Genomic DNA, 22,607 nt, shown 5'->3' on the forward strand with positions numbered 1-22,607 from the left:
TAAAGGGGTGGTCATGAACAGATCGGACCCCTAGAGATCGATGACCAGCGATAACAGGGTCCGCTTCTGGTCAAGAATGGACCGGTTCAATCGAGGCAGAACTCGTTGCCCTCGATGTCCTGCATGACGATGCACGACTCGTGGTAGCCATCGGCGGTCAGTAGCCGTACGCGCACAGCGTCGAGGGCGATCAGTCGTGCGCATTCGGTTTCGAGTGTGGCGAGGCGCTTTTCACCTACCAGACCGGTGCCGGCCCGCACGTCGAGGTGCACCCGATTCTTGACGACCTTGCCTTCGGGCACGCGCTGGAAGTACAGGCGCGGACCCACTCCCGAGGGGTCGACGCAAGCGAACGACGAACCCTGACGCTGCGGCGGCTGTGAGCGATCGAAATCGTCCCAGGTAGCGAAACCCTCCGGCGGCGGCGGTACGACGTAGCCCAGTACCTCGCACCAGAAGCGGGCGACGCGCTCGGGTTCTGCGTAGTCGAACGTGATCTGGACCTGCTTGACCGATGCAACCGATCCACGATAAGGGCGGTGCTGGTCACCGCGATCCCAGATATCGGTCGCAGTTATAGCTTGACGTGCCCGTTCATGAGGCCACTTTCTGCCGCTGGCCGGCGATGTTCGCCACTGTTGCGGTCATGCCCTCACTCGGCCGAGGTCGTCGGGCGCCGTGGTGAGCATGTCGGTGAGGAAACAGACGATCGCACCTTCGGAATCACGGCCGATCCACGTCGGGTAGCTCTCATCGACGTACGGACACTGGTAGGCGATCATGTTGTGGTCCGTGCCGGGCACGCGAATCCCGCCCGGATCCTGCAAACCGCGTTCTACCGTCCGGCGCCACTGATAGCTGGGTAGCTGGTCCTCCTCGCCCCGCGCCACCGCCCTGGCCCATTCCCGGAGGGGCGCCGACTGCTCTCTGACGGGGTTGATCAACTGTCCTGCCGCACTGAACGGTTCGGCGTCGACGAAGGATCCCCGGGCGACAGCACCCCATCGAATCCATAGAACCCGCCGTCTTCCAGCGCTCGTGGATCTTGTCCGGCGCGAACGGCCATCTCCCATGACACCGCCGGGGCCTCGGAGACGCGCAGCAGAACTGCTACCACCGGAGTCCATTCATTCCCCGAGTCCGGATCACGCAAAACGATTTCCTGGACCTCGTACCGGCCAGGTGCGATCGTTTCGGTGAACGGTATGCCGTCGAAGAACCGCGTGGGCTCGCAGGCAACCACGTGTCCTGTCGGCATATCGAGCTTGCCCCGTGAGCTGTGCGCCACAATGCGGGAGCGGGCCCCCGCCAGAAGAACAGTCGCGCCCTCACACATGAGATCGTCGAGGTAGGGATTGAGGTAGGGAGCGGGGGACCGCCGCCGGCTCTCCAGCATCGACTCTCCGCCGGCGGCGGGCTCGGCCGAAGTGCTCTTCTCGTCGGTCAATATCCGCCCCCGATCCCCGCGCGCGTAGACCCGGCAAAGGGTTGCGCTGTCATGCTGCCTGTCATCCGTCCATTCGACACCTACAGCGCCTACCGGGGATTAGTTCTCACCTCTCGCAGCCGAGGATTCACCATGCTTCTTACTGGTTCTTGATCTGAACCGTGCAAAACCGATCAGGTTTATGGCCATCGGGGGCCGATGGGGCTTGCCGTGGACGGACCCGGCTGTGTCAGAGGGGCATGCCGTTCTCCAGGAATTCCAGCGCCTCGTTGACGACGGTGTAGATGTCCTCGCCGTTGTCGACCGCACGCAGGTAGGCCATCAGGGCTACGCCCGCCACCGCGCCGGTCCAGTAGCGGACGCGTGGATCGTCCGGTTCCCGGCCGACGCGTTGAGCGAAGGCTTCCATGAACGGCGGTAGGTCCGTCTCCACTTTCTGCAGGACGGCCGCGCGGAGTTCCGGCACGGTGGCGATAAGTCGCATCCGGGTGGTTTCTACCGTCGCGATGTCTACCTCGGTGCTGTTGAGTACGGCGAGGAGGGCGTTGCGTGCGGCCTGGATCGGTGGGAGGTTGGCGGGCTCTGCGAGGAACTTCTCGAGGAAGATGGGGTCCACCCGGTCGAACAGCACCGTATCCGGCTTGGTGGGGAAGTAGCGGAACAGCGTGCTCGGCGAAACCTCGGCGGCGGCGGCTACTTCCTCCAGCGTGGTTTTGGCGTACCCCTGCTCCCGGTAGAGGCGCAAAGCGTGATCCTGGATGGCTTCGCGGGTGCGCTTCTTCTTGAGTTCTCGCAGGCCGCCGGTACTCATAACATCATCTTGCCGAACCCTCGACCGACCGGACAAACGAACCGGAGTCTTCGTCGGCGGTAGTGTCCGGCGCCGGTTGCCCGTGGATGTTCCGGCCTTCGACATCCAGGTCCGGCAGTATCCGGTCCAGCCACTTCGGCAGCCACCATGCTTTGTCCCCGACCAGTGCGAGAACCGCCGGGACGATGGTCATCCGGACCACGAACGCATCGACGGCGACCGCGGCGGCCAGCGCCACACCGATCTGCACGATATCGCTGGCGTCACCGGAGGCGAACCCGGCGAACACACTCACCATGATGATCGCGGCCGCGGAGACCACGCGTGCCCCGTGACCGAAACCGGTCCGGATCGCCGAGGTCGCCGACGCGCCGTGCACGTATTCCTCCCGCATCCGGGTCACGAGGAACACCTCGTAATCCATCGCCAGCCCGAACACCACACCGATGATGAAAATCGGCAGCATGCTCACCACGACGTCGGTGGGGTGAATTCCCAGCCATTCCAGCCAACCCCACTGGAAGGTGGCCACCAGGACGCCGAAGGTCGCGCCGAGGCTGAGCAGGAAACCCGCGGTCGCCTTGAGCGGGACGACGACAGAGCGGAATACGGCCATCAGCAGCAGGAACGACAGGCCGATGGCCACCAGGAGATAGGTCCACAACGCCTCGGCCATCCGGTCGCTGAAATCGATGATGATGGCCGCGGTTCCGGTGACGGCGATCCGGGCGCCGAACTGGCCGACCGTGTCGGCGACGCTGCCGCGCAGCAGTTGCACCAGCTGCTCGGTCTCCTCGCTGTCGGGGCCGCCGCGCGGGACGAGTCCGATAATCGCCGTATCTCCGGCGGGGTTGAATTCCGGTGGCGCGGCCAGGACGACCCCTTCGGTCCCGGCCAATTCCGTATGCACCCGCTGCGCGGTGTCCGCCGGCTGCTGCGCACCGGCCAGGTCGACTACCACCAGCAGGGGGCCGTTGAACCCCGGACCGAAGCCCGCGGAGATCGCGTCGTAGGCCTGGCGCTGCGTGGTGTGTTCCGGGTAGGTGCCCTGGTCCGGGACGCCGAGCCGCAGGTCCAGCGCGGGAAGTGCCAGGATGCCGAGCCCGATCAGCGCGACGATCAGGGTCGTCACCGGTCGCCGCGTCGTCAGCGCCGCCCAGCGGGGTGCCAGGGTGAACCGGCCGGGCGTGGCTCCCGTGACACCCTCGGCCGACTGCCGTCGCAGACCGCGCCGCAGTACTCGGCGTCCGGCGAATCCGAGGAGGGCCGGTAGCAGCGTGATCGCCACCAGCACGGCGATGGCTACGGTCACCGCCGCGGCGAGACCCATTTCGGTGAGTAGTCCGATACCGACCACGCTGAGCCCGGCGAGCGCGATCACCACGGTCATCCCGGCGAAGAGCACCGCGGATCCGGCTGTCGCCACGGCTCGGCCGATGGCATCCTCGGGGTCCGGGTTCCGGGACAGCTCATGGGTGTAGCGGGAGACGATGAACAGCGCGTAGTCGATACCGACGGCGAGCCCCAGCATGAGCGCGAGGATCGGGGTGGTGACTCCGAGGTCCATGAATGCTGTGGCCGTGAGGATTCCCAGAAGTCCGGCCATGACGCCGGTGACCCCGGCGATCAACGACATCCCCGCGGCAACCAGGGAACCCAGGGTTATCACGAGCACCACGGCGGCGATGAGCAATCCGATGAGTTCCTTGCTCACGTCCGGCATCAGCTCCATCACGTCCCCGCCCACAGCGACGCGCAGCTCCGCCGAACCACTCCGTTCGACCAGGTCCATCAGCTCTTGCCGGCTCGAATCGCGCACCGTTTCGAAGGAGACCGCATAGGTCACCTCGGCGACGGCGATCCGCTGATCCGGCGAGATCAGCCCGTTGTCGAACGGCCCCGTCACGGCCGCGACCTCGGACGCTCCGGCAGCCGCCTGCACGACCTCGGTGATCTTCCGGCGCTGCGCGGGATCGTTCACCGTGCCGTCCTCGGCGATGAACACGATCTGAGCGGAGCCGCCGTCGAGGGGCACTTCGGAGAACCGCTCTTCGAGGAGGTCGAAAGCTTCCTGGGATTCCGTGCCGGGCAGGTTGAAGGTCGTCGCGGAGGGGGCGGCCAGGGAGGCGGCACCGACCCCCAGGACGACCACGAGGAGCACCCAGGACAGGAGGACGAGTCGTCGAGCGCGAAAACTGAACCGCCCGATCCGATAGAGCAGAGCTGACATGACAGTCTCTCTTCATTGGAAGTTACTGTTTTTTGAGAGTAACTTCCATTTTGTCGACGGGCAAGACCGTCCCGGGCCACGTGGCCGGAGGTCGCGCAAAGCTGTCTCGTGAACGGTTCGTGGTCTGCACCTGGATGAGTGATCCCAAGGACTGTGGATGCGCCGTTAGAATTCCGGTATGGCTCGGCGACGGTACGTGGCACGCGGCGTGCCGGGCGGATACCGCGTATGGGACAACAAGGCTTGCCGTTGGTGGGGCGACCTTTACGAGTTGTGCCCCGACGAGCTGGTGGCCGAGCTGAACAATTCCCACCGCCCCGACCGGATAACCGAACTCACCAGGCAGGCGCGGGCCCGCAAGCGTTGAAACGCCTACGCTCGGTGACTCTCCCCCGCAGCGGACCGCAAGGCCGATCCCACCATCGGTAACGAGCGGCAACCCGGGCGCAGTAGGGCGGGCCAGGGCGCAGAGGCTTGCTGTGCGTACAGGTCCGCCTGTGCATACAGCGGGACCCATCTGCGCCAGCGGATCAGGAAACGACTTCGTTTCCGAACAGACCACACTTGCGCTCCGCAACTGACCCCACAAACGCAACCATCCACAGAGGGGGTCCGGGGGCGAAGCCCTCCGGGTGGGGCGCGGGGGCTTCGCCCCCGCAAAAAATGACGAAACGAGACCAGGCCCACGCCCCCGTGGGCATGGGCCTGGTCTCGAGTGAAGTGCGCCCGAAGGGATTCGAACCCCTAACCTTCTGATCCGTAGTCAGATGCTCTATCCGTTGAGCTACGGGCGCATGCTCGTATTCAGTTGTCGCCCGGTGAACCGGGCGTGGCGGAGGCGAGAGGATTTGAACCTCCGGTCCCCGTGAAGGGACAACTCATTAGCAGTGAGTCCCATTCGGCCGCTCTGGCACGCCTCCTGGAGCCTTCTCTTCGAGGGCACCGGTCCTTTCGAACCGCCGAGCAGAAAGGCTACCCGAGCCTGGTATGAAACTGCAAAACGGCTGGTTGATCAGCGTAGGTGGCTGTCGAACCAGTCGAAAATGCGGGTTTGGGAGTCGATCAGTTCGTCGGTGTCGTCTTCGTTGTCGCCGGGTTGGTCGGCGCGGTGCAGGAGGCCCGGGTAGCTCACGACGAGGCTGGCGACCGCCGCGCGGGCGGTGGCGTCGCGGAGTTGGTCCACCTCGTCGGCGGGCGTGGTCGATTCCGCGCCGAACAGGCCGAGCCAGGGGGCCTGCAGGCGAGGGGCAGCGGTCACAAGGGCTTCGGCCTGATCGGTCAGGGGAGAGGTTATTCCGGAGGCGGCCACGCTGACCGCGGCGCCGATGGGACGGTTGGTCGCTACGAGGAAGGCCGCGGTGCCGGCCGTGTCGAAACCCAGGGCGCCGATGCAGTCGGGGAAGACCCCGCGGTGGGTGAGCCAGTCGAAGCAGGCGTCGAAATCCTCGAACAGTTCGTCGCCGAAAACTCCGGCGGTGGAGGCGGTGGCGCGGTGGAAGAGATTCGGTGCGATCACCAGCCAGCCCTCGCCGGCCAGGGCGTGCATCAGCGCCAGCAATGATCCGGTGAACGCCTGCGACTCGTGCAGCAGCACGATTCCGCCGCGGGCGAACCCGTCCGGTTCGATCACCGTGATGGGTACGTGTTCGCCGGTTTCGGGCCCGGTCGTGGCCGATGTCGGTTCCTGATCGTTTCCGGCGGTCCCCGGCTCGTGACGCCGCAACGGCGCAATATCGTCATAAGTGCCCGACATGTTCCCAGCGTAGGGCGATATCCCCGGAGCGGGAAGAATTGGCAGGTGAACAGCCCGAACGTGGCGCGATCGAGATCGGAACTAAGCTCGTTACGTGACCGCGCACATCCGGCCGGACCTCGATTCCATTCCGGCGTACGTTCCCGGCCGCAGCCATCCCGGCGCGGTCAAACTGGCGAGCAACGAAACCACCATCGGTCCGTTGCCTGCCGCGAGCAAAGCCATCGCCGAGGCGGTGGAGCTGGCCAACCGCTATCCGGACAATCAGTCCGGCGAACTGCGGGCAGCGCTGGCGGAGTTCCTCGGCGTCACGCCGGCGAATATCGCGGTCGGCTGCGGGAGTGTGGCGCTGTGCCAGGAGTTGGTGCAGATCACCTGCGCCGGCCCGGCCGACGAGGTGCTCTACGCCTGGCGTTCGTTCGAGGCGTATCCCATCATCACGCAGGTCGGTAACGCGACCGAGGTGACCGTGCCGCTCACCGATAATGTGCACGATCTGGATGCGCTGGCCGCGGCGATCACCGACCGGACCCGGCTGGTGTTCCTCTGCAACCCGAACAATCCGACCGGTACCGCGGTGGGCAAGGCCGAGCTGGAGCGGTTCCTGGACCGGGTGCCGGCGCATGTCCTGGTGGCGCTGGACGAGGCGTACTACGAGTATCTGCGGCTGCCCGGGGATCATCCCGATGGGGTGGAGCTGGGCCGGTCGCGGCCGAATGTGGTGGTGCTGCGGACCTTCTCGAAGGCGTACGGGCTGGCCGGGCTGCGGGTGGGGTATGCGGTCGGGGCACCGGAGGTGATCGAGGCGCTGCTCAAGGTGCATATCCCGTTCAGCGTGAGCCGGGTGGCGCAGGCGGCGGCCATCGCCTCGTTGCAGGCCCGGCACGAACTGCTGGACCGGACCGAGACGGTGATCGTCGAGCGGGAGCGGATGCGCGACGGTTTGCTGGCCGCGGGGTACCGGGTGCCGCCGAGCGAATCGAATTTCGTCTGGATCGACCTGGGCGCGGCCACCGTGGAGTTCGCCGAGGCGAGTGCGGAGGCGGGGGTGCTGATCCGCCCGTTCGCGGGTGAGGGGGTGCGCGTGACTGCCGGTGACGCGCACGAGAACGATCTGTTCTTGCGGTTCGCCACCGCTCCGGAAACGGCTGCGCGTTTCTCGAAAGCGTAGGGGCCGCACATCTTGCGAAGCCCATCCGCCGGGTCGCGGGTGGGCGGCGCGCAACCGCCGATCAGTCGATGCCGAGCCCGTCGGCGATGGTCGGCCACGATGCGACCAGCTCGTCGGCCCAGTACGGCCAGGAGTGGGTGCCCTGCGGTCGGAAGTGGGCGGTGTAATCGACGCCGAGAGCGTCGAGGCGCTGAGCCAATCGGCGCGTGCAGAAATCGGTGGCGGCTTCCAATGGACCGCCCATCAGCACGCTGGACGGGGTCTCCGGGTTGGTGAGCACATCGTGAACTCCCGGGGTCCCGCTCCCGGAGGAGAGATACAGCTTCTTGCCGCGCAACGCGGCCGCATGCAGGGTGACATCGTGGGCCAGCCACGCCGGGTCGTCGGGGGTGCCGAACATGTTCTCGGGGTCGCCCTTGTAGGTCGAGATGACCATGCGGGCCTGCGCCTGGCCGAGGTCGGTGCCGGTGGAGAAACATCCGCTGTGCGCGCCGACGGCCGAATAGAGTTCCGGTTTCCGGATGGCCAGCATCATGGCCGCCTCGGCGCCCATGGACGTCCCGACCACCGCATTGCGGCCGTTTCCGGAGAATTGGGCGTCGAGCAGCGGCGGTAGTTCCTCGGTGAGGAAGGTTTCCCATTTGTTGACGCCCAGCACCGGGTCGGGGCGCTGCCAGTCGGTGTAGAAACTGGCCGGGCCACCGACGGTGAAGACCACGTTCACCGGTTTGTCGGCGTAGAACTGTGCGGCATTGCCGCGGTCGAGCCAGTTGTTGCTGTCGGGCTGGGTGCTGCGGCCGTCGAGCATGTAGACGGTGGGCCGGGGGGTGTTGCGGTCGGCGGGCAGCAGGACGAGGACTTGGACCGTGCGGTGCATGGCGGGGGAGTCGATGAAAACGCGCATCAGGCGTTCGTGTACCGGTTCCACACCCACGATGGCGGCCCGCGGCGCCGGGACCGGTTCGGCCTGCTCGACCGGACCGGGATCCTCGGCGGAGCCGGTACCGGGTCGAGTGGGTGCGGGGTGCAGTTCTTCAGGTCCCGCCTGCGCGGCGCTCGGCGCGACGGCGCCGCACAGGGCGACAGCGCCCGATACGACGGCGGCCAGTCCGACGCGATACTTCATGGCGCCCATCCTGCCAGACGAGGCGGCCGGCGCAGCGGACCGAAAGCCACCCATCCAACCGCTCTGACCAGCGGTTTCGATGGTCTTGCCGCGGAATGGAACTCACCGGAGTGATGATCGACTCGCGGAAGCAGCGGATGTGTCCGGGCAGGTGGCGCGGGGTGGGGGCGCGACTCTGCCGGCCGAGGGCCGGGGCGTGACTCGATCGACCCGGGTCTGCCGGGGGTGGGGCCCGCCGGACACTGCCGGCCCCGTGGAATGCGCAGAGTAATCTCGCTTCCGGAGCCGGACCGGATGGAGAGAGGACCTCGTGGCGGGCGCGCGGATGGTGGGGCTTTTCGCCGGGATCGGAGGCCTGGAGCTCGGGCTGGCAGCCCACGGCTGGCACAGCACCCTGCTGTGCGAGATCGACCCCGGCGCTCAGAAAGTGCTGGCGGCGCGCTTCCCCGACGCCGAACTACATGCCGATATCACCCGGTTGCGGGCGTTACCGGCGGAAACCGAGCTGGTGGCCGCGGGTTTCCCGTGTCAGGACCTGTCCCAGGCGGGGCGTACCGCCGGTATCACCGGGACCCGATCCAGCCTGGTCGATCACGTGTTCCGGTTGGTGCGCCGGAAACGCGGCCCGCGCTGGCTGCTGATCGAGAATGTGCCGTTCATGCTGCAACTCGGGCGCGGGGCGGCCATGCGTCATATCACCGAGGCCCTCGACGATCTCGGCTACACCTGGGCGTACCGGGTGGTGGACGCCCGGGCCTTCGGCCTGCCGCAGCGGCGCAACCGGGTGCTCATGCTGGCTTCGCGGACCGAGGATCCGCGCACCGTCCTGTTCGCCGACGACGCGGGCCCGCGTCTGCTGGGGTCCGTCGACAGCGATCCGTGCGGTTTCTACTGGACCGAGGGTGTGCGCGGCCTGGGCTGGGTGGTGAATGCGATACCCACTCTCAAGGGTGGGTCCGGGCTGGGTATCCCGAGCGCGCCCGCGGTGCTGCTGCCGTCCGGGGAGATCGTGACCCCGGGTATCACCGACGGGGAGCGACTGCAGGGGTTCGCACCGGGCTGGACCGAGCCGGCTTTGGCGGCGCCGGGGTTCCGGCCCGGGCAGCGCTGGAAGCTGGTGGGTAATGCGGTGAGTGTGCGGATGGCGTCCTGGGTGGGGTCGCGGTTGCGAGCGCCGGCGGACCCGATCCCGGGGCATATCCCGCTGCCGCCCGGCAGCCCGTGGCCCGGTGCGGCCTGGGGGCATTCCAGCCAGGTGTTCGAAGTGCCGATCTCCCCGTGGCCCGTCCACGAGCCCTATGAGGATCTGCGGTTCTTCCTCACCGACACCCAACTGCTCTCGGCCCGCGCCACGGCCGGATTCCTGCGTCGTACGGGGATGGGGAAACTGCGGTTCCCGGCCGGTTTCCTCGACGATGTCGAGGCGCACCTGGACCGGATGGGTGGCTGGGCGGCATGACCGGCGAACCCGGCCGCAGCAGCGATCGCCCGGCCACCGACCCGGTTACCAGCGCACGGATGTCGCGGCAGCGGCGGGCACATACGGAACCGGAGCTGGCGCTGCGGCGGGAGCTGCACCGGCGTGGGATCCGGTATTTCGTCGACCGGGCGCCGTTGCGCGGTCAGCGCCGCAGGGCCGATCTGGTATTTCCCCGGCTGCGGGTGGCGGTGTATGTCGACGGGTGTTTCTGGCATCGCTGCCCGGTGCACGCGACCGATCCGAAGAACAACGCGGACTGGTGGGCGGAGAAGCTGGCCGGCAATGTCGCACGCGACCGGGCCACCGACGCGGCTTTGGTCGCGGCGGGCTGGCAGGTGGTCCGGGTCTGGGAACACGAGGACCCGGTGTGCGCGGCCGACCGGGTACAGGCGGCGCTGGGACGCTGACAGGCTCGCTGTTGGCTGGACCGGTCCGGGCCCGAAAACCCTGGAGTCCAGTGGGTTCCCGGTGCCGGGCGTACCGCGGCTTCGCCGCGGCCGCGTGCGGGTCTGTGATGGTCCTCGAGCGGCTCAGCCGATTAGGGTCGGTGGCGTGCCCAGCGATTTCATCGAAGTACTCACCAGGCGCATGGGGGAGGTTGCCGAAGCGACCACCGACTTGCTCGCCACCGTAGACACTCTGGACGATTCGGCGGTCGCGGCCGCGTCCGCGTTGCCGGGCTGGACCCGGGGTCATGTACTCGCGCATATTTCGCGCAATGCCGACAGTCTGGTCAATCTGCTGCTCTGGGCGCATACCGGGGTGGAGACGCCGCAGTACGCCAGCACGGCGCTGCGTGACGCGGATATCGAACTCGGGGCGCCGCGCTCGCTCGCCGAACAGCGATCCGACCTCGTGGAGTCGGCGGATCGGTTGACCGGAATGGCTCGGGTGCTGACCGCGGAGCAGTGGCAGGCCGAGGTCCGGACCCGGCAGGGACGGCCGGTCGGGGCGGACCGGATCCCCTGGATGCGGTTGCAGGAGTTGCGGATTCACCATGTCGATCTCGGTGCCGGTTACACCCCCGCGCAGTGGCCGGCGGATTTCGTGGCGGACCTGGTCGCCGAGGTCGCGGCCGATCTGAGTGGGCGTGAGCTCGCGGAGCCCTTCGAGATCCACGCGACCGATACCGGGTTCCGGGCTGTGATCGGGTCCGGTGATCCGGCTCGGACCGTGGCGGCACCGGCCGCGTCGCTGCTGGCCTGGCTGCTCGGGCGTGGCGTGGACGAGAATCTGCCCCGGGAGTTGCCGGAAGTGCCCGCATGGCGTTGAGCGGCCCCGGATGAACGAAACCGGCCGACGCCCGAGTGGGCGCCGGCCGGTTTTCGATTCGCGGGATTCAGACCCCGGCGGGTTCCGTTTCGACAGCCGCGGGCTTCTCACGCTTCTGCAGTTCGCGCAGTTTCGCACCCTCGACGTCGATATCCGGCAGGATCCGGTCCAGCCAGGCCGGCATCCACCAGGCCCATTTGCCCAACAACACCAGCAGTGACGGGATCAGGACCATCCGGACCAGGAAGGCGTCGAAGAAAACACCCGCCGCCAGGGCGAAGCCCATGGATTTGGAGGTGATATCGGGCGAGAGCATGAAACCGCCGAAGACCGAGATCATGATGACGGCGGCCGCGGTGACCACGCGCGCTCCATGGTGATAGCCGCTGATCATCGCCTCCTTCGGGTCCTTGCCGCGCACGAATTCCTCGCGCATCCGGGTCACCAGGAAGACCTGGTAGTCCATCGCCAGGCCGAACACCAGGCCGATCAGCACGATGGGTAGGAAGCTGATGATCGGATGGGTGTCCTTCACCAGGCCGAAGGCACCCTCCTGGAAGATCAGCACCGTGACACCGAAGGTCGCGGCCATCGACAGCAGGAAGCCGAGCGCGGCGGTGAGCGGGACCAGGATGGACCGGAACACCAGCAGCAGCAGGACGAACGCGGCCGCGGCGACGATGGCCAGGTACGGGATGATGCTGGTCAGCAGCACACTGTTCACATCCGCGTAGATGGCGGTCTGGCCGGTGATGCCGTACTCCATGCCGTACTGGGATTGCAGTGCGGCTTCGGCGTCCCGGGCGTGCTCGACCAGGTCTTGCGTTTCGGCACTGTTCGGGCCGGATTCGGGTACCACCTGGAACAGTGCCGCCCGGCCGTCCGGGCTGGGCTGGGCGACGCTCAGGTAGTCCACGCCTTCGTAGCCGGCCAGTTGGTCGCGCAGGGCGGCCAGTGCGGCGTCGCGCTCACCCTCGGGGGTCTCGGACAGATCGACCGCCACCACCAGGGCACCGTTCTTACCTTCGCCGAAGCCTTCGGTCTGCAGTTCGTAGGCCTTACGGACCGAGGAATCCTCGGGCATGCTGTCGCCGCCGGGCAGTCCGAGGTTCAGTTGGGTAGCCGGGGCGGCGAGGGCGCCCAGCACGATCGCGCTGGCGATCAGCGTCAGCACCGGCACCCGGGCGATGAACCGGGCGAAGCGCATACCGTTGGTGACGGAGTTGTCGTCCTCGGGATCGTGCTTGGCCACGAACGGGATCTTCGGCTTGAACAGCGACTTGCCCAGCGCCCCGAGCAGGGCGGGCATCAGGGTGATGGCCGCCAGCACGGCGAACCCGGCGGCGATGGCGCCGCCGATACCCATCGCGGTGAGGAAGCTGATGCCCACAACGGACAGGCCGAGTAGCGCGATCACCACGGTGAGGCCGGCGAAGACAACCGCCGAACCGGCGGTGCCCACCGCGACTCCCGCGGCCTCTTCCGGCGAGTCCTGGACGACCAGTTCGTGTTTGTACCGGGACACGATGAACAGGGCGTAGTCGATGGACAGCGCCAGGCCGATCATCGACGCCAGGATCGGCGTGAACGTCGGGACCTCGGTCAGCGAGGTGCCGGTCAGCAGCAGGGCACCGGCGCAGGCGACGCCGACGATCCCGGTGATGATCGGCACGAAGGCCGCGACGATGGCGCCGAAGGCAATGATCATGACGATCAGCGCGACCCCGATACCGATCATCTCGGCCTGCCCGGATTCGGGCTGGGTCTGCACGATGGCGCCGGTCATTTCGACGGTGAGACCCGCGTTGCGGCCCTCCTGGGCGATGGCTTCGGCGGCCTGCCGGTTCTCCTCGGTGATATCGGAGAAGGTCGGCATGGTGAACTTCGCGTCGATCACGGCGACCGTCTGCGGGTTGTTCTCGTTCAAGACGTTCAGGGGCGCGCCACCGCACAGACCCTTGAACTCGGGGGAGTTCCGACCGTCGAGGCAGTTCGGCTCCGGCGTCGGCGGTGCCTCACCGGGTGCGAGGTTCGCCGCCGCCTCGGCCTGTTCCTTCGCGGCCTCCTGGCTCGCGGGCATCATCGAGGTGGCGGTGACCGGGTTGACGATCGGCTCGGTGTGATCGACGATGTCCAGCTCGTTCAGCCGCTGGACCAGGGCGTCCAGCGCCGTCATATTGGGTTCGTCGGCCAGTGTGCCGTTCTGCGCGGCGATCACATACGTGCCGGTGATGGCGTCGATACTGAACATCGAGGCCATCTGCGGCATATGTTCCTCGAGGATGCCGGTGGCCTTTTCCGACGGCAGACCCGGCATTTCGAAACTGTCCTGGAACGGTTTGGCCAGGGTGGCGGCCGCCCCGCCGAGTAACACCAGTATCAGCGCCCATACGGGCAGCACTATCCACTTCCGGCGGAAAGCGAACTTTCCCCATCTGTACAGGAATACGGACACGAGGGATTTCTCCTTGGCGAGGCCGAGACGGTTTGGTCATATGTGCTGTGACGAACTGACGGCCGACGTCGCTTTCGCGGACCGGATCGCGCGGTGAGACCGGTGCCTCGGTGCGCGAAAATCGTGTGGACCCGCCTACACGGTGGACGCCAATGTATCTACCGTACGGTAGGTAGACTACCGGGAGGTTAAACGGAGGAACAAGCTCGACTTCCGGCGGCACACCGGGCGCGACGCCGGGAGAACGAGAGGACCGAGAATGGCGAATCGGCGAACTGAAGACCACGTTACCGCAGGTCGGGACACCAAGCAGGCCATCCTGGACGCCGCCGTACAGCTGTTCGTGAGTAAAGGTTTCGAACAGACCAGCCTGCGCGAGATCGCCGATGCGGTGGGAATCACAAAGCCGTCGCTCTACTATCACTTTTCGTCGAAACTGGAACTGCTGGTCGCCGTCATCAATCCACTGCTGGACGATCTGCGCGCACTGGCCGACGAGGTCGAGGCCATGGCCGCACCGGATGCGGAGGGCCGCCGGACGGTGCTGCGCACCTATATCCGGGCCATGATCCGGCACCGGGACGCGGGGGAGATGATGGTGCGCAACGCGGTGGCCATCGTCAACGCCGTGGCCGACCAATACCCGGTGATCGTCGACGCCAACAAGGCCTTGCGGAACTGGCTGGCCGGGCCCGAGCCCACACCGGTACGGCTGCTGCGGGCCAGCGCGGCCATGGAGATTCTGACCGTCGCCCTGATTTCGAACGAAGTAGCACCCGAGGCGGGGGATGATGTGGTGGAGTCGACGCTGCTGGAAGCGGCGATCGCGGCTCTGCAACCGGACGTGCGATAGCACAGCGGAAAGGTCAGGTACGTCGTGCACATCACCGCGAAGGTGGATCATGCCGTGCGCACACTGCTCGAGATCACGGCAGCTGATCAGGCCGCGGCCGTGAAAGCGGAAGCGATCGCGGCCGCCCAGCAGATCGCGCCCAAAGTTCTGGAGAGCGTGCTCGCCGACCTGCGCCGCGCCGCCCTGGTGACGAGCCGCCGCGGACCCGACGGGGGATACCGGCTGGCACGTCCGGCCGCTGATATCTCCATCGCCGATATCATCCGAGCGATCGAGGGGCCCCTCGCCTCGGTGCGTGGGATGCGACCCGAGGAAGTGCGCTATCCCGGTGCCGCCGAGCCGTTGCAGCAGGTGTGGATCGCGTTACGGGTGAATATCCGCACAGTTCTCGAGAACGTCACCCTGGCCGATATCGCTTCCGGTGGATTGCCGGAATTCGTGGAAACGCTGACTGCCGATCCGGGCGCCTGGGCCCGCCGCGAACCCGCCGGCACTGCGCCGCCGGACCCACCGGAAATTATGGCGCGCTCCGCGGATCCGGACGGTAGCGTTCGATCATCATGCTGATCCGACTGCTCCGAAGTTTCCTCGTTCCTTACCGGAAACAGCTGGCCGGGATCGTGGTGCTGCAGCTGATCTCGGTGATCGCCATGCTGTATCTACCGAGTCTCAACGCCGACCTGATCGACGAAGGCATCACCAAGGGCGATATCGGCTACATCTGGACCGCCGGCCTGCGGATGCTGGCGGTGTCGGGTGTCCAGATCGTGGCGTCCGCGTCCTCGGTACTGCTGGCCGCGCAGGCCGCGATGGGCGCCGGACGGGACCTGCGGGCGGCGCTGCTGCACCGGGTGAACACCTTCTCGGCCCGCGAGGTCGGGGTGTTCGGCGCGCCCTCGCTGATCACCCGCAACACCAACGATGTGCAGCAGGTGCAGTTGCTCATCGTGATGGCGTCGACCGTGGCGGTGATGGCCCCGATCATGTGCGTCGGCGGCATTTTCATGGCCTTGCGCGAAGATCTGGGCCTGTCCTGGCTGTTGCTCATCGCGGTACCGGCCCTGGCGCTGAGCATGGGTTTGATCATCGCCCGGATGGTGCCCGCGTTCCGCCTGATGCAGACCCGTCTGGACGAGGTCAACCGGGTGCTGCGGGAGCAGATCACCGGTATCCGGGTGGTGCGCGCCTTCGTCCGGGAGCGGCTCGAGGTCTGGCGTTTCGATGTGGCCAATACCGAGCTCACCGATATCTCGGTGCGGGTGGGCCGGTTGATGGCGCTGATGTTCCCGGCGGTCATGCTGATCAGCAACGTGACCTCCGTCGCCGTGATCTGGTTCGGCGGTAAGGCGATCGATGCCGGCGATATGCAGATCGGGTCGCTGACTGCGCTGCTCTCCTACATCATGCAGATCCTGATGGCGGTCATGATGGCCTCGTTCCTAGCCATGATGGCGCCGCGGGCCGCGGTCTCGGCGGACCGGATCACGGAGGTGCTGGACACCGAATCGTCGGTGCGCTCACCCGGGCAACCCCAGCCGTTCCAGGGCGACCCGGGACAGGTGTGGGTGCGTGCCGCCGGGTTCAGCTTCCCGGGAGCCGAAGAACCGATCCTGCGCGGTATCGACTTCCGGGTGGAACCCGGGCAGACCACCGCGATCGTGGGATCGACGGGCGCGGGGAAGACCACACTGCTCAACCTGATCCCGCGGCTCATGGACGCCACCGAAGGCGCCGTTCTACTCGGCGGCACCGATGTGCGCGACCTGGACCTGAACGAACTCCGTTCCCGGATCGGGCTGGTGCCGCAGAAGGGGTACCTGTTCTCCGGCACCGTGGCGAGCAACCTGCGCTACGGCGACCCCGAGGCCACCGACGAAGACCTGTGGCGCTGCCTGGAGATCGCCCAGGCCGCCGACTTCGTGCGCGCGATGCCGCAGGGGCTGGAAACACCGGTCGCGCAGGGCGGGACCACCGTCTCGGGCGGGCAGCGGCAGCGGCTCGCCATCGCCCGGGCCCTGGTGCGCTCGCCGCGGGTGTACCTGTTCGACGACTCCTTCTCCGCGCTCGACGTCGCCACCGATGCGCGGCTGCGCGAAGCGTTGCGGCCGGTGACGGCGAACGCCGCGGTGATCATCGTGGCGCAGCGGATCGCGACGATCCGGGACGCCGACCAGATCGTGGTGCTGGAGGACGGTGCGATGGTGGGCCTCGGAACACATGAGCAGCTGGTCCGCGACTGCGCGGAGTACCGGGAGATCGTCGAATCCCAGTTGAGCGTGGAGGAGGCCAAGTGATGCGATACTGCGATACCTCCGCCTTCGCCGCGGCCTCCGCTGACCGCATGTTTCCGCTCCGAGTAGGTGCGATTCGTCGTACTTGCTGCGGCCTCCGCCGACCGCATGTACCCGCTTCGAGGGAGGCTAGATGAGACCGGGGATGGCGGGTGCGCCCGACGCGAAGCCCAGATCGTTCAAATCGTCGCTGAAGCGGCTGGGTGGGCGGCTCGCGCCGGAACGGCGGCTGGTGATTGTGGTCGTCGCGCTCGGTGTCATCTCGGTGGTGCTCAATATCGCCGGGCCGTACCTGCTCGGCAAGGCCACCAACCTGATCTTCGACGGAGTGGTCGGCCGGCAGCTGCCGGCGGGAGTGAGCAAAGACGACGCCATCGCGGGGCTGCGGGCGCAGGGGCAGGACACCTTCGCCGACATGCTCTCCGGAATGGATGTCGTGCCGGGGGTCGGGATCGACTTCTCGGCGGTCGGCCGGGTGCTGATCTTGGTTCTCGTCTTGTACCTGGGTGCGGCGCTGTTCGGCTGGTTACAGGCCTACCTGCTCAACGATCTGATCAACCGGACGATCAAGCGGTTGCGGTCCGATGTGGAGGACAAGATCCACCGGCTGCCGCTGAGCTACTTCGATTCCGCCCCCCGCGGTGATGTGCTCAGCCGGGTCACCAACGATGTGGACAATATCTCGCAGAGCCTGCAGCAGACGATGAGTCAGCTGCTGATCTCGCTGCTCTCGGTGCTCGGCATTCTCGGGATGATGTTCTGGATATCGCCGCTGCTCGCGCTGATCGCCCTGCTGACCGTGCCCGCGGTGATCGTGGTGACCGCGCAGATCGCCAAGCGCTCCAAACCGCATTTCGGGGACCAATGGAAGTACACCGGGCTGGTGAACGCCCAGGTGGAAGAGGCTTACACCGGGCATGAGGTGGTGACCGCGTTCGGTCGCAGCCGCCAGGTGGGCGCCGAATTCGACGAGCGCAACGAGCATCTGTACCAGTCCAGTTTCAAGGCCCAGTTCATCTCCGGCCTGATCATGCCCGCCTCGATGTTCCTGGGGAACCTGAACTACGTGCTGGTCGCCTTGATCGGTGGCCTGCGGGTGGCCTCCGGCCAGCTGTCGCTGGGCGAGGTCCAGGCGTTCATCCAGTACTCGCGCCAGTTCAGCCAGCCGCTCACGCAGATCGGCGCCATGGCGAATCTGCTGCAGTCGGGGGTGGCCTCGGCCGAGCGGATCTTCGAGATCCTCGATGCCGACGAGCAGAGCCCGGACCCGGCGAAGGAGGTCATCCGGCCGCCCGGACGTGGGCAGGTCGAATTCGATGATGTCTCGTTCCGCTACAAGCCGGAGCAACCGGTGATCGAGCAGCTTTCGCTCGTCGCTGAACCGGGTCATGTCGTGGCGATCGTCGGGCCCACGGGCGCGGGGAAGACCACCCTGGTCAATCTGCTGCTGCGGTTCTACGAACTGGATTCCGGCACGATCAGCATCGACGGGGTCGATATCACCGCGCTCAGCCGGGATCAGTTGCGCTCCCGGATCGGAATGGTGCTGCAGGACACCTGGCTGTTCAAGGGCACTATCCGGGAGAACATCGCCTACGGCGACCCGGAGGCGAGCGAGGGCGATCTCCTCGCCGCCGCCCGCGCCGCCTATGTGGACCGGTTCGTGCACTCGCTGCCCGCCGGGTACGACACCGTGATCGACGAAGAGGGCACCGGGGTCAGCGCCGGTGAGAAACAGTTGATCACCATCGCCCGGGCGTTCCTCGCCAAACCCACGATCCTGGTACTGGACGAGGCCACCAGTTCGGTGGACACCCGGACCGAGCTGCTGGTGCAGCAGGCCACCGCCGAACTGCGCCGGGACCGGACCAGTTTCGTCATCGCCCACCGGCTCTCCACCATCCGCGACGCCGACCTCATCGTGGTGATGGAGGACGGCCATATCGTCGAACAGGGCACCCACGAGGAACTGCTGGCGCGGGAGGCCGCGTACTACCGCCTCTACAGCGCGCAGTTCGCGGCGGCCGCGGTCGAGGCATGAGCCGGTCGGGCCCGGAGGCGGCAGCGCAGCGTCACCACGCAGGGCCCCGGCTCATGCCTATCGACACAGCATGAGCCGGTCGGGCCCGGAGGCGGCAGCGCGATACCTTCGCCTCCGCTCCGGCCTCCGCGTCGGTTGATGGACCGATCGTCGGCCCTCGCTCGTGCCCTGTTGACACTGCCTGCGAGGATGGCGGGCGTGTCCGACAGCGCCGGTTTCTCTTTCAGCATAGGTACCCGCCTCGACGGCGGCCGGCACGGCCGGACGGGGACCATCGAGACCCCGCACGGAACCGTCGCCACGCCCGCGTTCGTCCCGGTGGGAACCAAGGCGACCGTGAAGGCGGTGCTCCCCGAGGCGATGGGTGAGCTCGGGGCGCAGGCGCTGCTCGCCAACGCCTACCACCTGTATCTGCAGCCCGGCCCGGATATCGTCGACGAAGCCGGTGGGCTGGCGGCGTTCATGAACTGGCCCGGACCCACCTTTACCGACAGTGGCGGTTTCCAGGTGATGTCGCTGGGTGTCGGGTTCAAGAAGGTGCTGGCGATGGAAACCGTCGATGTGCAGAACGATGATGTGATCGCCAAAGGTAAGGAACGGCTGGCCACCGTGGACGACGAGGGGGTCACCTTCCGGTCGCATCTGAACGGGTCGAAGCACCGGTTCACGCCGGAGGTGTCCATGGGGATCCAGCATCAGCTGGGTGCGGACATCATGTTCGCCTTCGATGAGCTCACGACTCTGATGAACACCCGTGGCTACCAGGAGAAATCGGTGCAGCGCACGCATCACTGGGCGCAGCGGTGTATCGACGAGCACGAACGGCTCACCGCCGACCGTACGCACCGGCCGTATCAGGCGCTGTTCGCGGTGGTGCAGGGCGCGCAGTACGAGGACCTGCGGCGCAAAGCGTCCCGTGAGCTCGCCGAGATCCGCGGTGCCGGGGGCACCGAGTTCGACGGGTACGGGATCGGTGGTGCGCTGGAGAAGCACAACCTCGGCACCATCGTCGGCTGGTGCTGCGACGAACTGCCCGAGGACAAACCGCGGCATATGCTGGGGATCAGCGAACCGGAGGATATGTTCGCCGCGATCGAGGCGGGTGCGGACACCTTCGACTGTGTGAACCCGTCCCGGGTGGGCCGCAACGGCGGGATCTATGTGGAGGCCGGCCGCTTCAATATCGATACGCTGCGGTTCAAACGGGATTTCACGCCGATCGACGAAACCTGCGACTGCTACACCTGCGGGCACTACACCCGCGCCTATATCCACCACTTGTTCAAGGCCAAGGAGATGCTGGCCTCGACCCTGTGCACCATCCACAACGAGCGGTTCACGATCCGGCTGGTCGATCGGATCCGGGCGAGTATCGACGGGGGATATTTCGACGAGTTCCGGGCGGAGGCGCTGGGGCGTTGGAAGGGCCGGATCACCGCGCCCTGAGTTCGGTGACCGCGGTCTCGGGGCAGCCCAGGGGCGGCCCCACCCGTGGACCATCCGGACATGAGGGTGCGTACCTCGTAGGCTCCGCGCCGTGGGATGTTCCACGTGGCGGCACAGAGGGATGATCCGGTGTCCCCAGCGCGGGGCTGAGGACACCGGAGAGTCAGGAGCGCAGGGGGGTGACCTCGGTGGGGGCGTAGGTCGGCTCATGTTTTTTCAGGAGACCGATGACCCGATAGGTGACCGGGAGCATCAGCACCTCGACCAGGGTTTTCCACAGGAAACCGATGATCACGTAGTTGACGAACTGGCTCCAGCTGTCGATACCGATGGCGGTCGCGGCGATCGAGCAGAAGATCAGGGTATCGGCGAGTTCGCCGACCACGGTCGACCCGATCAACCGGGCCCACAGGTGCTTCTCGCGGGTCCGCTCTTTGATCAGCACCAGGGTCGCGGAGTTCAGCAGCTGGCCGACGACATACCCCGCCAGCCCGGCCGCCACCAGTTGCGGGGTGGTGCCGATAACGCTGCGGAACGCCTCCTGGTTCTCGTAGAAGACGGCCGGCGGCAGCTGGATCGCGATGGCGAAACAGACGACCATCACCAGCAGTGCGCTGAACCCGTAGAACACGGCGTGCCGGGTGGCGCGGAAACCGTAGACTTCGCTGAGCACATCACCCAGCACATAGGCCAGGGGGAACAAGAAGAACGCGGCGTCGGTGGTGATGGGCAGTATCTCCAGTGGGCCCAGCTTCAGGGAGCTCTCGGAGAAGAACTGCACCCCCTTGGTGGCACAGATATTGGAGATGAGCAGCGTTGCGGTGAACAATACGACGATCGGTGTGTAGTACCCCCGCGCCACCTGGGCGTAGGCCGCGTGAACGGGCGCGGGGTGTCCAGACTTGCCGGGTAACGGGGGCTTGTTCGAATCTTCCACCCGGCTATCCAATCAGACTCTCGAATAGGGTGTAGGCATGACGAACCCCGGTAACTCCGACGAATGGTGGAAGCAGTACGGGGGGTCGGGCGTCTCGTCGGACCCCGCGAACGCGCAGCCGTCCGCGGGCGAACCTTCCAACTATCCGTCGTACCCGTCGAGTCCGGCACCGTCCCCGATGCCGGCTACTCCGCCGCCCGCGAATCCGTCGTATTCCGTGCCGTCGCCCGCGACGCCCTCCCCGGCCGTGCCCCCATCCAACCCCTACCCCGCGAATCCTTCATATCCTCCGGCGACGCCCTACGGTGCCGGATACCCGGCCGGCTATCAGCCGTACGGCTATCCGGCCGGCCGGGGCACGAACGGATTGGCGATCGCTTCGCTGATCAGCTCGCTGGCGGGTTGCGGGTGTGGAATCGGCGCCATCGCCGGAATCATCATGGGCGTGATCGCACTCGGCCAGATTCGTGACAGCGGTCAGGAAGGCCGCGGTCTTGCGCTGGGCGGGATCTGGGCCGGTGTCGGCGTGATCGTGATCTGGGTGCTCTACGTTGTGCTGATGTTCGTCACATCGTCGTATTAGCAGGCGGCCGTTCAGGCTTCGAGAACCTGGGTGCCGCCGGCGAGTTTGTCGTGCCAGCCCTGTTTGTTCGGGTCCTTGTCCATGGTGGCGGCCATATAGACCATCAGGGCGAATCCGGCCAGCCAGCCCAGGCAGGGGATAATCGATACCGCCAGGTAGACATTGCGTTTCAGGGAGACCAGCGGCGGCACCGTGGGTGCGCCGTTCGGTGCCACGACCTTGAGGCCGACAATCTTCTTGCCCAGTGTCGACCCGGTCCGGCTCTCCATCAGCACGAAGTACACCAGGGTGGCGGCGAAGACGATCGCGTAGCTGACCGACATCCCGGACAAGCCGCCGCCCATCGTCGGCATGACGAGGAAATTCAGCAGGATCGCCAGGGGGAGCGCGATGATGAGGTTGTCGATCAGCCGCGCCGCGAAGCGGGGCCAGACCTTGCCCGGGACGCCGAACGCGGGATCGAACTGTCCGTACCGGCTTCCGCCGTACTGCGGCTGCGGATGAATGGTTTGCTGGTAGGCGGGCCGGGGCGGTTTCTGGGGCGGGGGCTGCTGTCCAGGGGGCTGGTGCTGTCCGGGAGGCTGCGATGGGCCGGGCGGTGGTGCGTAAGGTCCCGGGGCGCCGTACTGGGGCGGCTGCCCGTACGGTTGCCCGGCTTGGGGGTGGTTGCTGGGGTGGTACCCGCCACTGGTCATCTCGCCTGCCTGAACT

General features: G+C 66.7%; 21 protein-coding genes and 2 tRNA genes. 11 read left to right on the plus strand and 12 right to left on the minus strand.

Features of this window, described 5'->3' with window-relative positions; all coding sequences use genetic code 11:
• Positions 1–86 precede the first annotated feature (86 nt).
• The 5 genes from ACIA75_RS04425 to ACIA75_RS04445 all read right to left on the minus strand — a co-directional run bounded on the left by ACIA75_RS04425 (position 87) and on the right by ACIA75_RS04445 (position 4,488).
• Positions 87–563, minus strand: a complete 477-nt coding sequence (locus tag ACIA75_RS04425; RefSeq protein ID WP_397100919.1) for a VOC family protein — start codon at positions 561–563, stop codon at positions 87–89.
• Between the two features lie 81 nt (positions 564–644).
• A complete protein-coding gene (locus ACIA75_RS04430) occupies positions 645–944 on the minus strand; it encodes a DUF4241 domain-containing protein (protein ID WP_397099808.1) in 300 nt (99 codons plus the stop codon).
• Positions 941–1,396 carry a DUF4241 domain-containing protein gene (locus tag ACIA75_RS04435; RefSeq protein ID WP_397099810.1) on the minus strand — a complete coding sequence of 152 codons (456 nt, stop codon included), beginning with the start codon at positions 1,394–1,396 and terminating at the stop codon, positions 941–943. Before ACIA75_RS04435 ends, ACIA75_RS04430 begins: the two co-directional genes overlap by 4 nt.
• A gap of 280 nt (positions 1,397–1,676) precedes the next feature.
• Positions 1,677–2,258, minus strand: a complete 582-nt coding sequence (locus ACIA75_RS04440; protein ID WP_397099812.1) for a TetR/AcrR family transcriptional regulator — start codon at positions 2,256–2,258, stop codon at positions 1,677–1,679.
• Positions 2,259–2,262: 4 nt separating this feature from the next.
• On the minus strand, positions 2,263–4,488 hold the full coding sequence (locus ACIA75_RS04445) for an MMPL family transporter (protein ID WP_397099814.1): 2,226 nt from the start codon (positions 4,486–4,488) through the stop codon (positions 2,263–2,265).
• A gap of 178 nt (positions 4,489–4,666) precedes the next feature.
• Here ACIA75_RS04445 and ACIA75_RS04450 point away from each other — a divergent pair, with 178 nt between their 5' ends.
• Positions 4,667–4,855 (plus strand): hypothetical protein, encoded by a 189-nt coding sequence (locus ACIA75_RS04450; RefSeq protein ID WP_327114320.1) that lies wholly within the window; start codon positions 4,667–4,669, stop codon positions 4,853–4,855.
• Positions 4,856–5,209: 354 nt separating this feature from the next.
• On the opposite strand, the gene ACIA75_RS04455 is transcribed toward ACIA75_RS04450, so the two are convergent.
• From ACIA75_RS04455 to ACIA75_RS04465, 3 genes are all read right to left on the minus strand, one after another.
• A tRNA-Arg gene (locus ACIA75_RS04455) sits at positions 5,210–5,282 on the minus strand.
• 36 nt (positions 5,283–5,318) lie between these two features.
• Positions 5,319–5,408: transfer RNA gene (locus ACIA75_RS04460), tRNA-Ser, on the minus strand.
• 92 nt (positions 5,409–5,500) lie between these two features.
• A complete protein-coding gene (locus tag ACIA75_RS04465) occupies positions 5,501–6,241 on the minus strand; it encodes a dienelactone hydrolase family protein (protein WP_397099817.1) in 741 nt (246 codons plus the stop codon).
• Positions 6,242–6,335: 94 nt separating this feature from the next.
• Between ACIA75_RS04465 and hisC the strand changes: the two genes are divergently transcribed.
• A complete protein-coding gene (gene hisC, locus ACIA75_RS04470; RefSeq protein WP_397099819.1) occupies positions 6,336–7,412 on the plus strand; it encodes a histidinol-phosphate transaminase in 1,077 nt (358 codons plus the stop codon).
• A gap of 61 nt (positions 7,413–7,473) precedes the next feature.
• On the opposite strand, the gene ACIA75_RS04475 is transcribed toward hisC, so the two are convergent.
• On the minus strand, positions 7,474–8,538 hold the full coding sequence (locus ACIA75_RS04475; RefSeq protein WP_397099821.1) for an alpha/beta hydrolase: 1,065 nt from the start codon (positions 8,536–8,538) through the stop codon (positions 7,474–7,476).
• A 325-nt stretch (positions 8,539–8,863) separates the two neighbouring features.
• On the opposite strand from ACIA75_RS04475, the gene ACIA75_RS04480 reads away from it, so the two are divergent.
• The 3 genes from ACIA75_RS04480 to ACIA75_RS04490 all read left to right on the plus strand — a co-directional run bounded on the left by ACIA75_RS04480 (position 8,864) and on the right by ACIA75_RS04490 (position 11,290).
• The gene (locus ACIA75_RS04480) at positions 8,864–9,997 is read left to right on the plus strand and encodes a DNA cytosine methyltransferase (RefSeq protein WP_397100921.1); all 1,134 of its coding nucleotides are present in this window, start codon (positions 8,864–8,866) and stop codon (positions 9,995–9,997) included.
• Positions 9,994–10,425 carry a very short patch repair endonuclease gene (locus tag ACIA75_RS04485; protein WP_397099823.1) on the plus strand — a complete coding sequence of 144 codons (432 nt, stop codon included), beginning with the start codon at positions 9,994–9,996 and terminating at the stop codon, positions 10,423–10,425. Before ACIA75_RS04480 ends, ACIA75_RS04485 begins: the two co-directional genes overlap by 4 nt.
• A 145-nt stretch (positions 10,426–10,570) precedes the next feature.
• The gene (locus tag ACIA75_RS04490; RefSeq protein ID WP_397099825.1) at positions 10,571–11,290 is read left to right on the plus strand and encodes a maleylpyruvate isomerase family mycothiol-dependent enzyme; all 720 of its coding nucleotides are present in this window, start codon (positions 10,571–10,573) and stop codon (positions 11,288–11,290) included.
• A gap of 67 nt (positions 11,291–11,357) precedes the next feature.
• Here the strand turns inward: ACIA75_RS04490 and ACIA75_RS04495 are convergent, their stop codons facing one another.
• Positions 11,358–13,745: an MMPL family transporter gene (locus ACIA75_RS04495; RefSeq protein ID WP_397099827.1), complete on the minus strand. Its 2,388-nt coding sequence runs from the start codon at positions 13,743–13,745 to the stop codon at positions 11,358–11,360.
• Positions 13,746–14,004: 259 nt separating this feature from the next.
• On the opposite strand from ACIA75_RS04495, the gene ACIA75_RS04500 reads away from it, so the two are divergent.
• The 5 genes from ACIA75_RS04500 (at position 14,005) to tgt (ending at position 20,376) form a co-directional block, all read left to right on the plus strand.
• Complete coding sequence (locus ACIA75_RS04500) at positions 14,005–14,598, plus strand: TetR/AcrR family transcriptional regulator (RefSeq protein ID WP_397099829.1); 594 nt, start codon at positions 14,005–14,007, stop codon at positions 14,596–14,598.
• Between the two features lie 24 nt (positions 14,599–14,622).
• A complete protein-coding gene (locus ACIA75_RS04505) occupies positions 14,623–15,165 on the plus strand; it encodes an RrF2 family transcriptional regulator (protein WP_397099831.1) in 543 nt (180 codons plus the stop codon).
• Positions 15,159–16,892 (plus strand): ABC transporter ATP-binding protein, encoded by a 1,734-nt coding sequence (locus ACIA75_RS04510; RefSeq protein ID WP_397099833.1) that lies wholly within the window; start codon positions 15,159–15,161, stop codon positions 16,890–16,892. The genes ACIA75_RS04505 and ACIA75_RS04510 overlap by 7 nt, the downstream gene beginning before the upstream one ends.
• Before the next feature lie 130 nt (positions 16,893–17,022).
• Entirely contained in the window at positions 17,023–18,930 is a 1,908-nt protein-coding gene (locus tag ACIA75_RS04515) for an ABC transporter ATP-binding protein (protein ID WP_397099835.1), read from the plus strand.
• Positions 18,931–19,119: 189 nt separating this feature from the next.
• Positions 19,120–20,376: a tRNA guanosine(34) transglycosylase Tgt gene (gene tgt, locus ACIA75_RS04520; protein ID WP_397099837.1), complete on the plus strand. Its 1,257-nt coding sequence runs from the start codon at positions 19,120–19,122 to the stop codon at positions 20,374–20,376.
• 163 nt (positions 20,377–20,539) lie between these two features.
• Here the strand turns inward: tgt and ACIA75_RS04525 are convergent, their stop codons facing one another.
• Positions 20,540–21,313 (minus strand): queuosine precursor transporter, encoded by a 774-nt coding sequence (locus ACIA75_RS04525; RefSeq protein WP_397099839.1) that lies wholly within the window; start codon positions 21,311–21,313, stop codon positions 20,540–20,542.
• Positions 21,314–21,350: 37 nt separating this feature from the next.
• On the opposite strand from ACIA75_RS04525, the gene ACIA75_RS04530 reads away from it, so the two are divergent.
• Positions 21,351–21,896: a DUF4190 domain-containing protein gene (locus ACIA75_RS04530; RefSeq protein WP_397099841.1), complete on the plus strand. Its 546-nt coding sequence runs from the start codon at positions 21,351–21,353 to the stop codon at positions 21,894–21,896.
• Positions 21,897–21,907: 11 nt separating this feature from the next.
• Here the strand turns inward: ACIA75_RS04530 and ACIA75_RS04535 are convergent, their stop codons facing one another.
• Positions 21,908–22,591 (minus strand): RDD family protein, encoded by a 684-nt coding sequence (locus tag ACIA75_RS04535; RefSeq protein WP_397099843.1) that lies wholly within the window; start codon positions 22,589–22,591, stop codon positions 21,908–21,910.
• Positions 22,592–22,607 lie beyond the last annotated feature (16 nt).

Source organism: Nocardia sp. NPDC051750, assembly GCF_044453135.1.
Classification (GTDB): Bacteria; Actinomycetota; Actinomycetes; order Mycobacteriales; family Mycobacteriaceae; genus Nocardia.

What these genes read in the sequence shown, in the direction of transcription:
- ACIA75_RS04510 (WP_397099833.1), top strand. Translation starts at nt 15,159, where the DNA reads ATGCTGATCCGACTGCTCCGAAGTTTCCTCGTTCCTTACCGGAAACAG.
- ACIA75_RS04480 (WP_397100921.1), top strand. Translation starts at nt 8,864, where the DNA reads ATGGTGGGGCTTTTCGCCGGGATCGGAGGCCTGGAGCTCGGGCTGGCA.
- ACIA75_RS04475 (WP_397099821.1), bottom strand. Translation starts at nt 8,538, where the DNA reads ATGAAGTATCGCGTCGGACTGGCCGCCGTCGTATCGGGCGCTGTCGCC.
- ACIA75_RS04450 (WP_327114320.1), top strand. Translation starts at nt 4,667, where the DNA reads ATGGCTCGGCGACGGTACGTGGCACGCGGCGTGCCGGGCGGATACCGC.
- ACIA75_RS04535 (WP_397099843.1), bottom strand. Translation starts at nt 22,591, where the DNA reads ATGACCAGTGGCGGGTACCACCCCAGCAACCACCCCCAAGCCGGGCAA.
- ACIA75_RS04435 (WP_397099810.1), bottom strand. Translation starts at nt 1,396, where the DNA reads ATGCTGGAGAGCCGGCGGCGGTCCCCCGCTCCCTACCTCAATCCCTAC.
- ACIA75_RS04515 (WP_397099835.1), top strand. Translation starts at nt 17,023, where the DNA reads ATGAGACCGGGGATGGCGGGTGCGCCCGACGCGAAGCCCAGATCGTTC.
- ACIA75_RS04485 (WP_397099823.1), top strand. Translation starts at nt 9,994, where the DNA reads ATGACCGGCGAACCCGGCCGCAGCAGCGATCGCCCGGCCACCGACCCG.
- ACIA75_RS04440 (WP_397099812.1), bottom strand. Translation starts at nt 2,258, where the DNA reads ATGAGTACCGGCGGCCTGCGAGAACTCAAGAAGAAGCGCACCCGCGAA.
- ACIA75_RS04465 (WP_397099817.1), bottom strand. Translation starts at nt 6,241, where the DNA reads ATGTCGGGCACTTATGACGATATTGCGCCGTTGCGGCGTCACGAGCCG.
- tgt (WP_397099837.1), top strand. Translation starts at nt 19,120, where the DNA reads ATGGCGGGCGTGTCCGACAGCGCCGGTTTCTCTTTCAGCATAGGTACC.
- ACIA75_RS04445 (WP_397099814.1), bottom strand. Translation starts at nt 4,488, where the DNA reads ATGTCAGCTCTGCTCTATCGGATCGGGCGGTTCAGTTTTCGCGCTCGA.
- ACIA75_RS04530 (WP_397099841.1), top strand. Translation starts at nt 21,351, where the DNA reads ATGACGAACCCCGGTAACTCCGACGAATGGTGGAAGCAGTACGGGGGG.
- ACIA75_RS04500 (WP_397099829.1), top strand. Translation starts at nt 14,005, where the DNA reads ATGGCGAATCGGCGAACTGAAGACCACGTTACCGCAGGTCGGGACACC.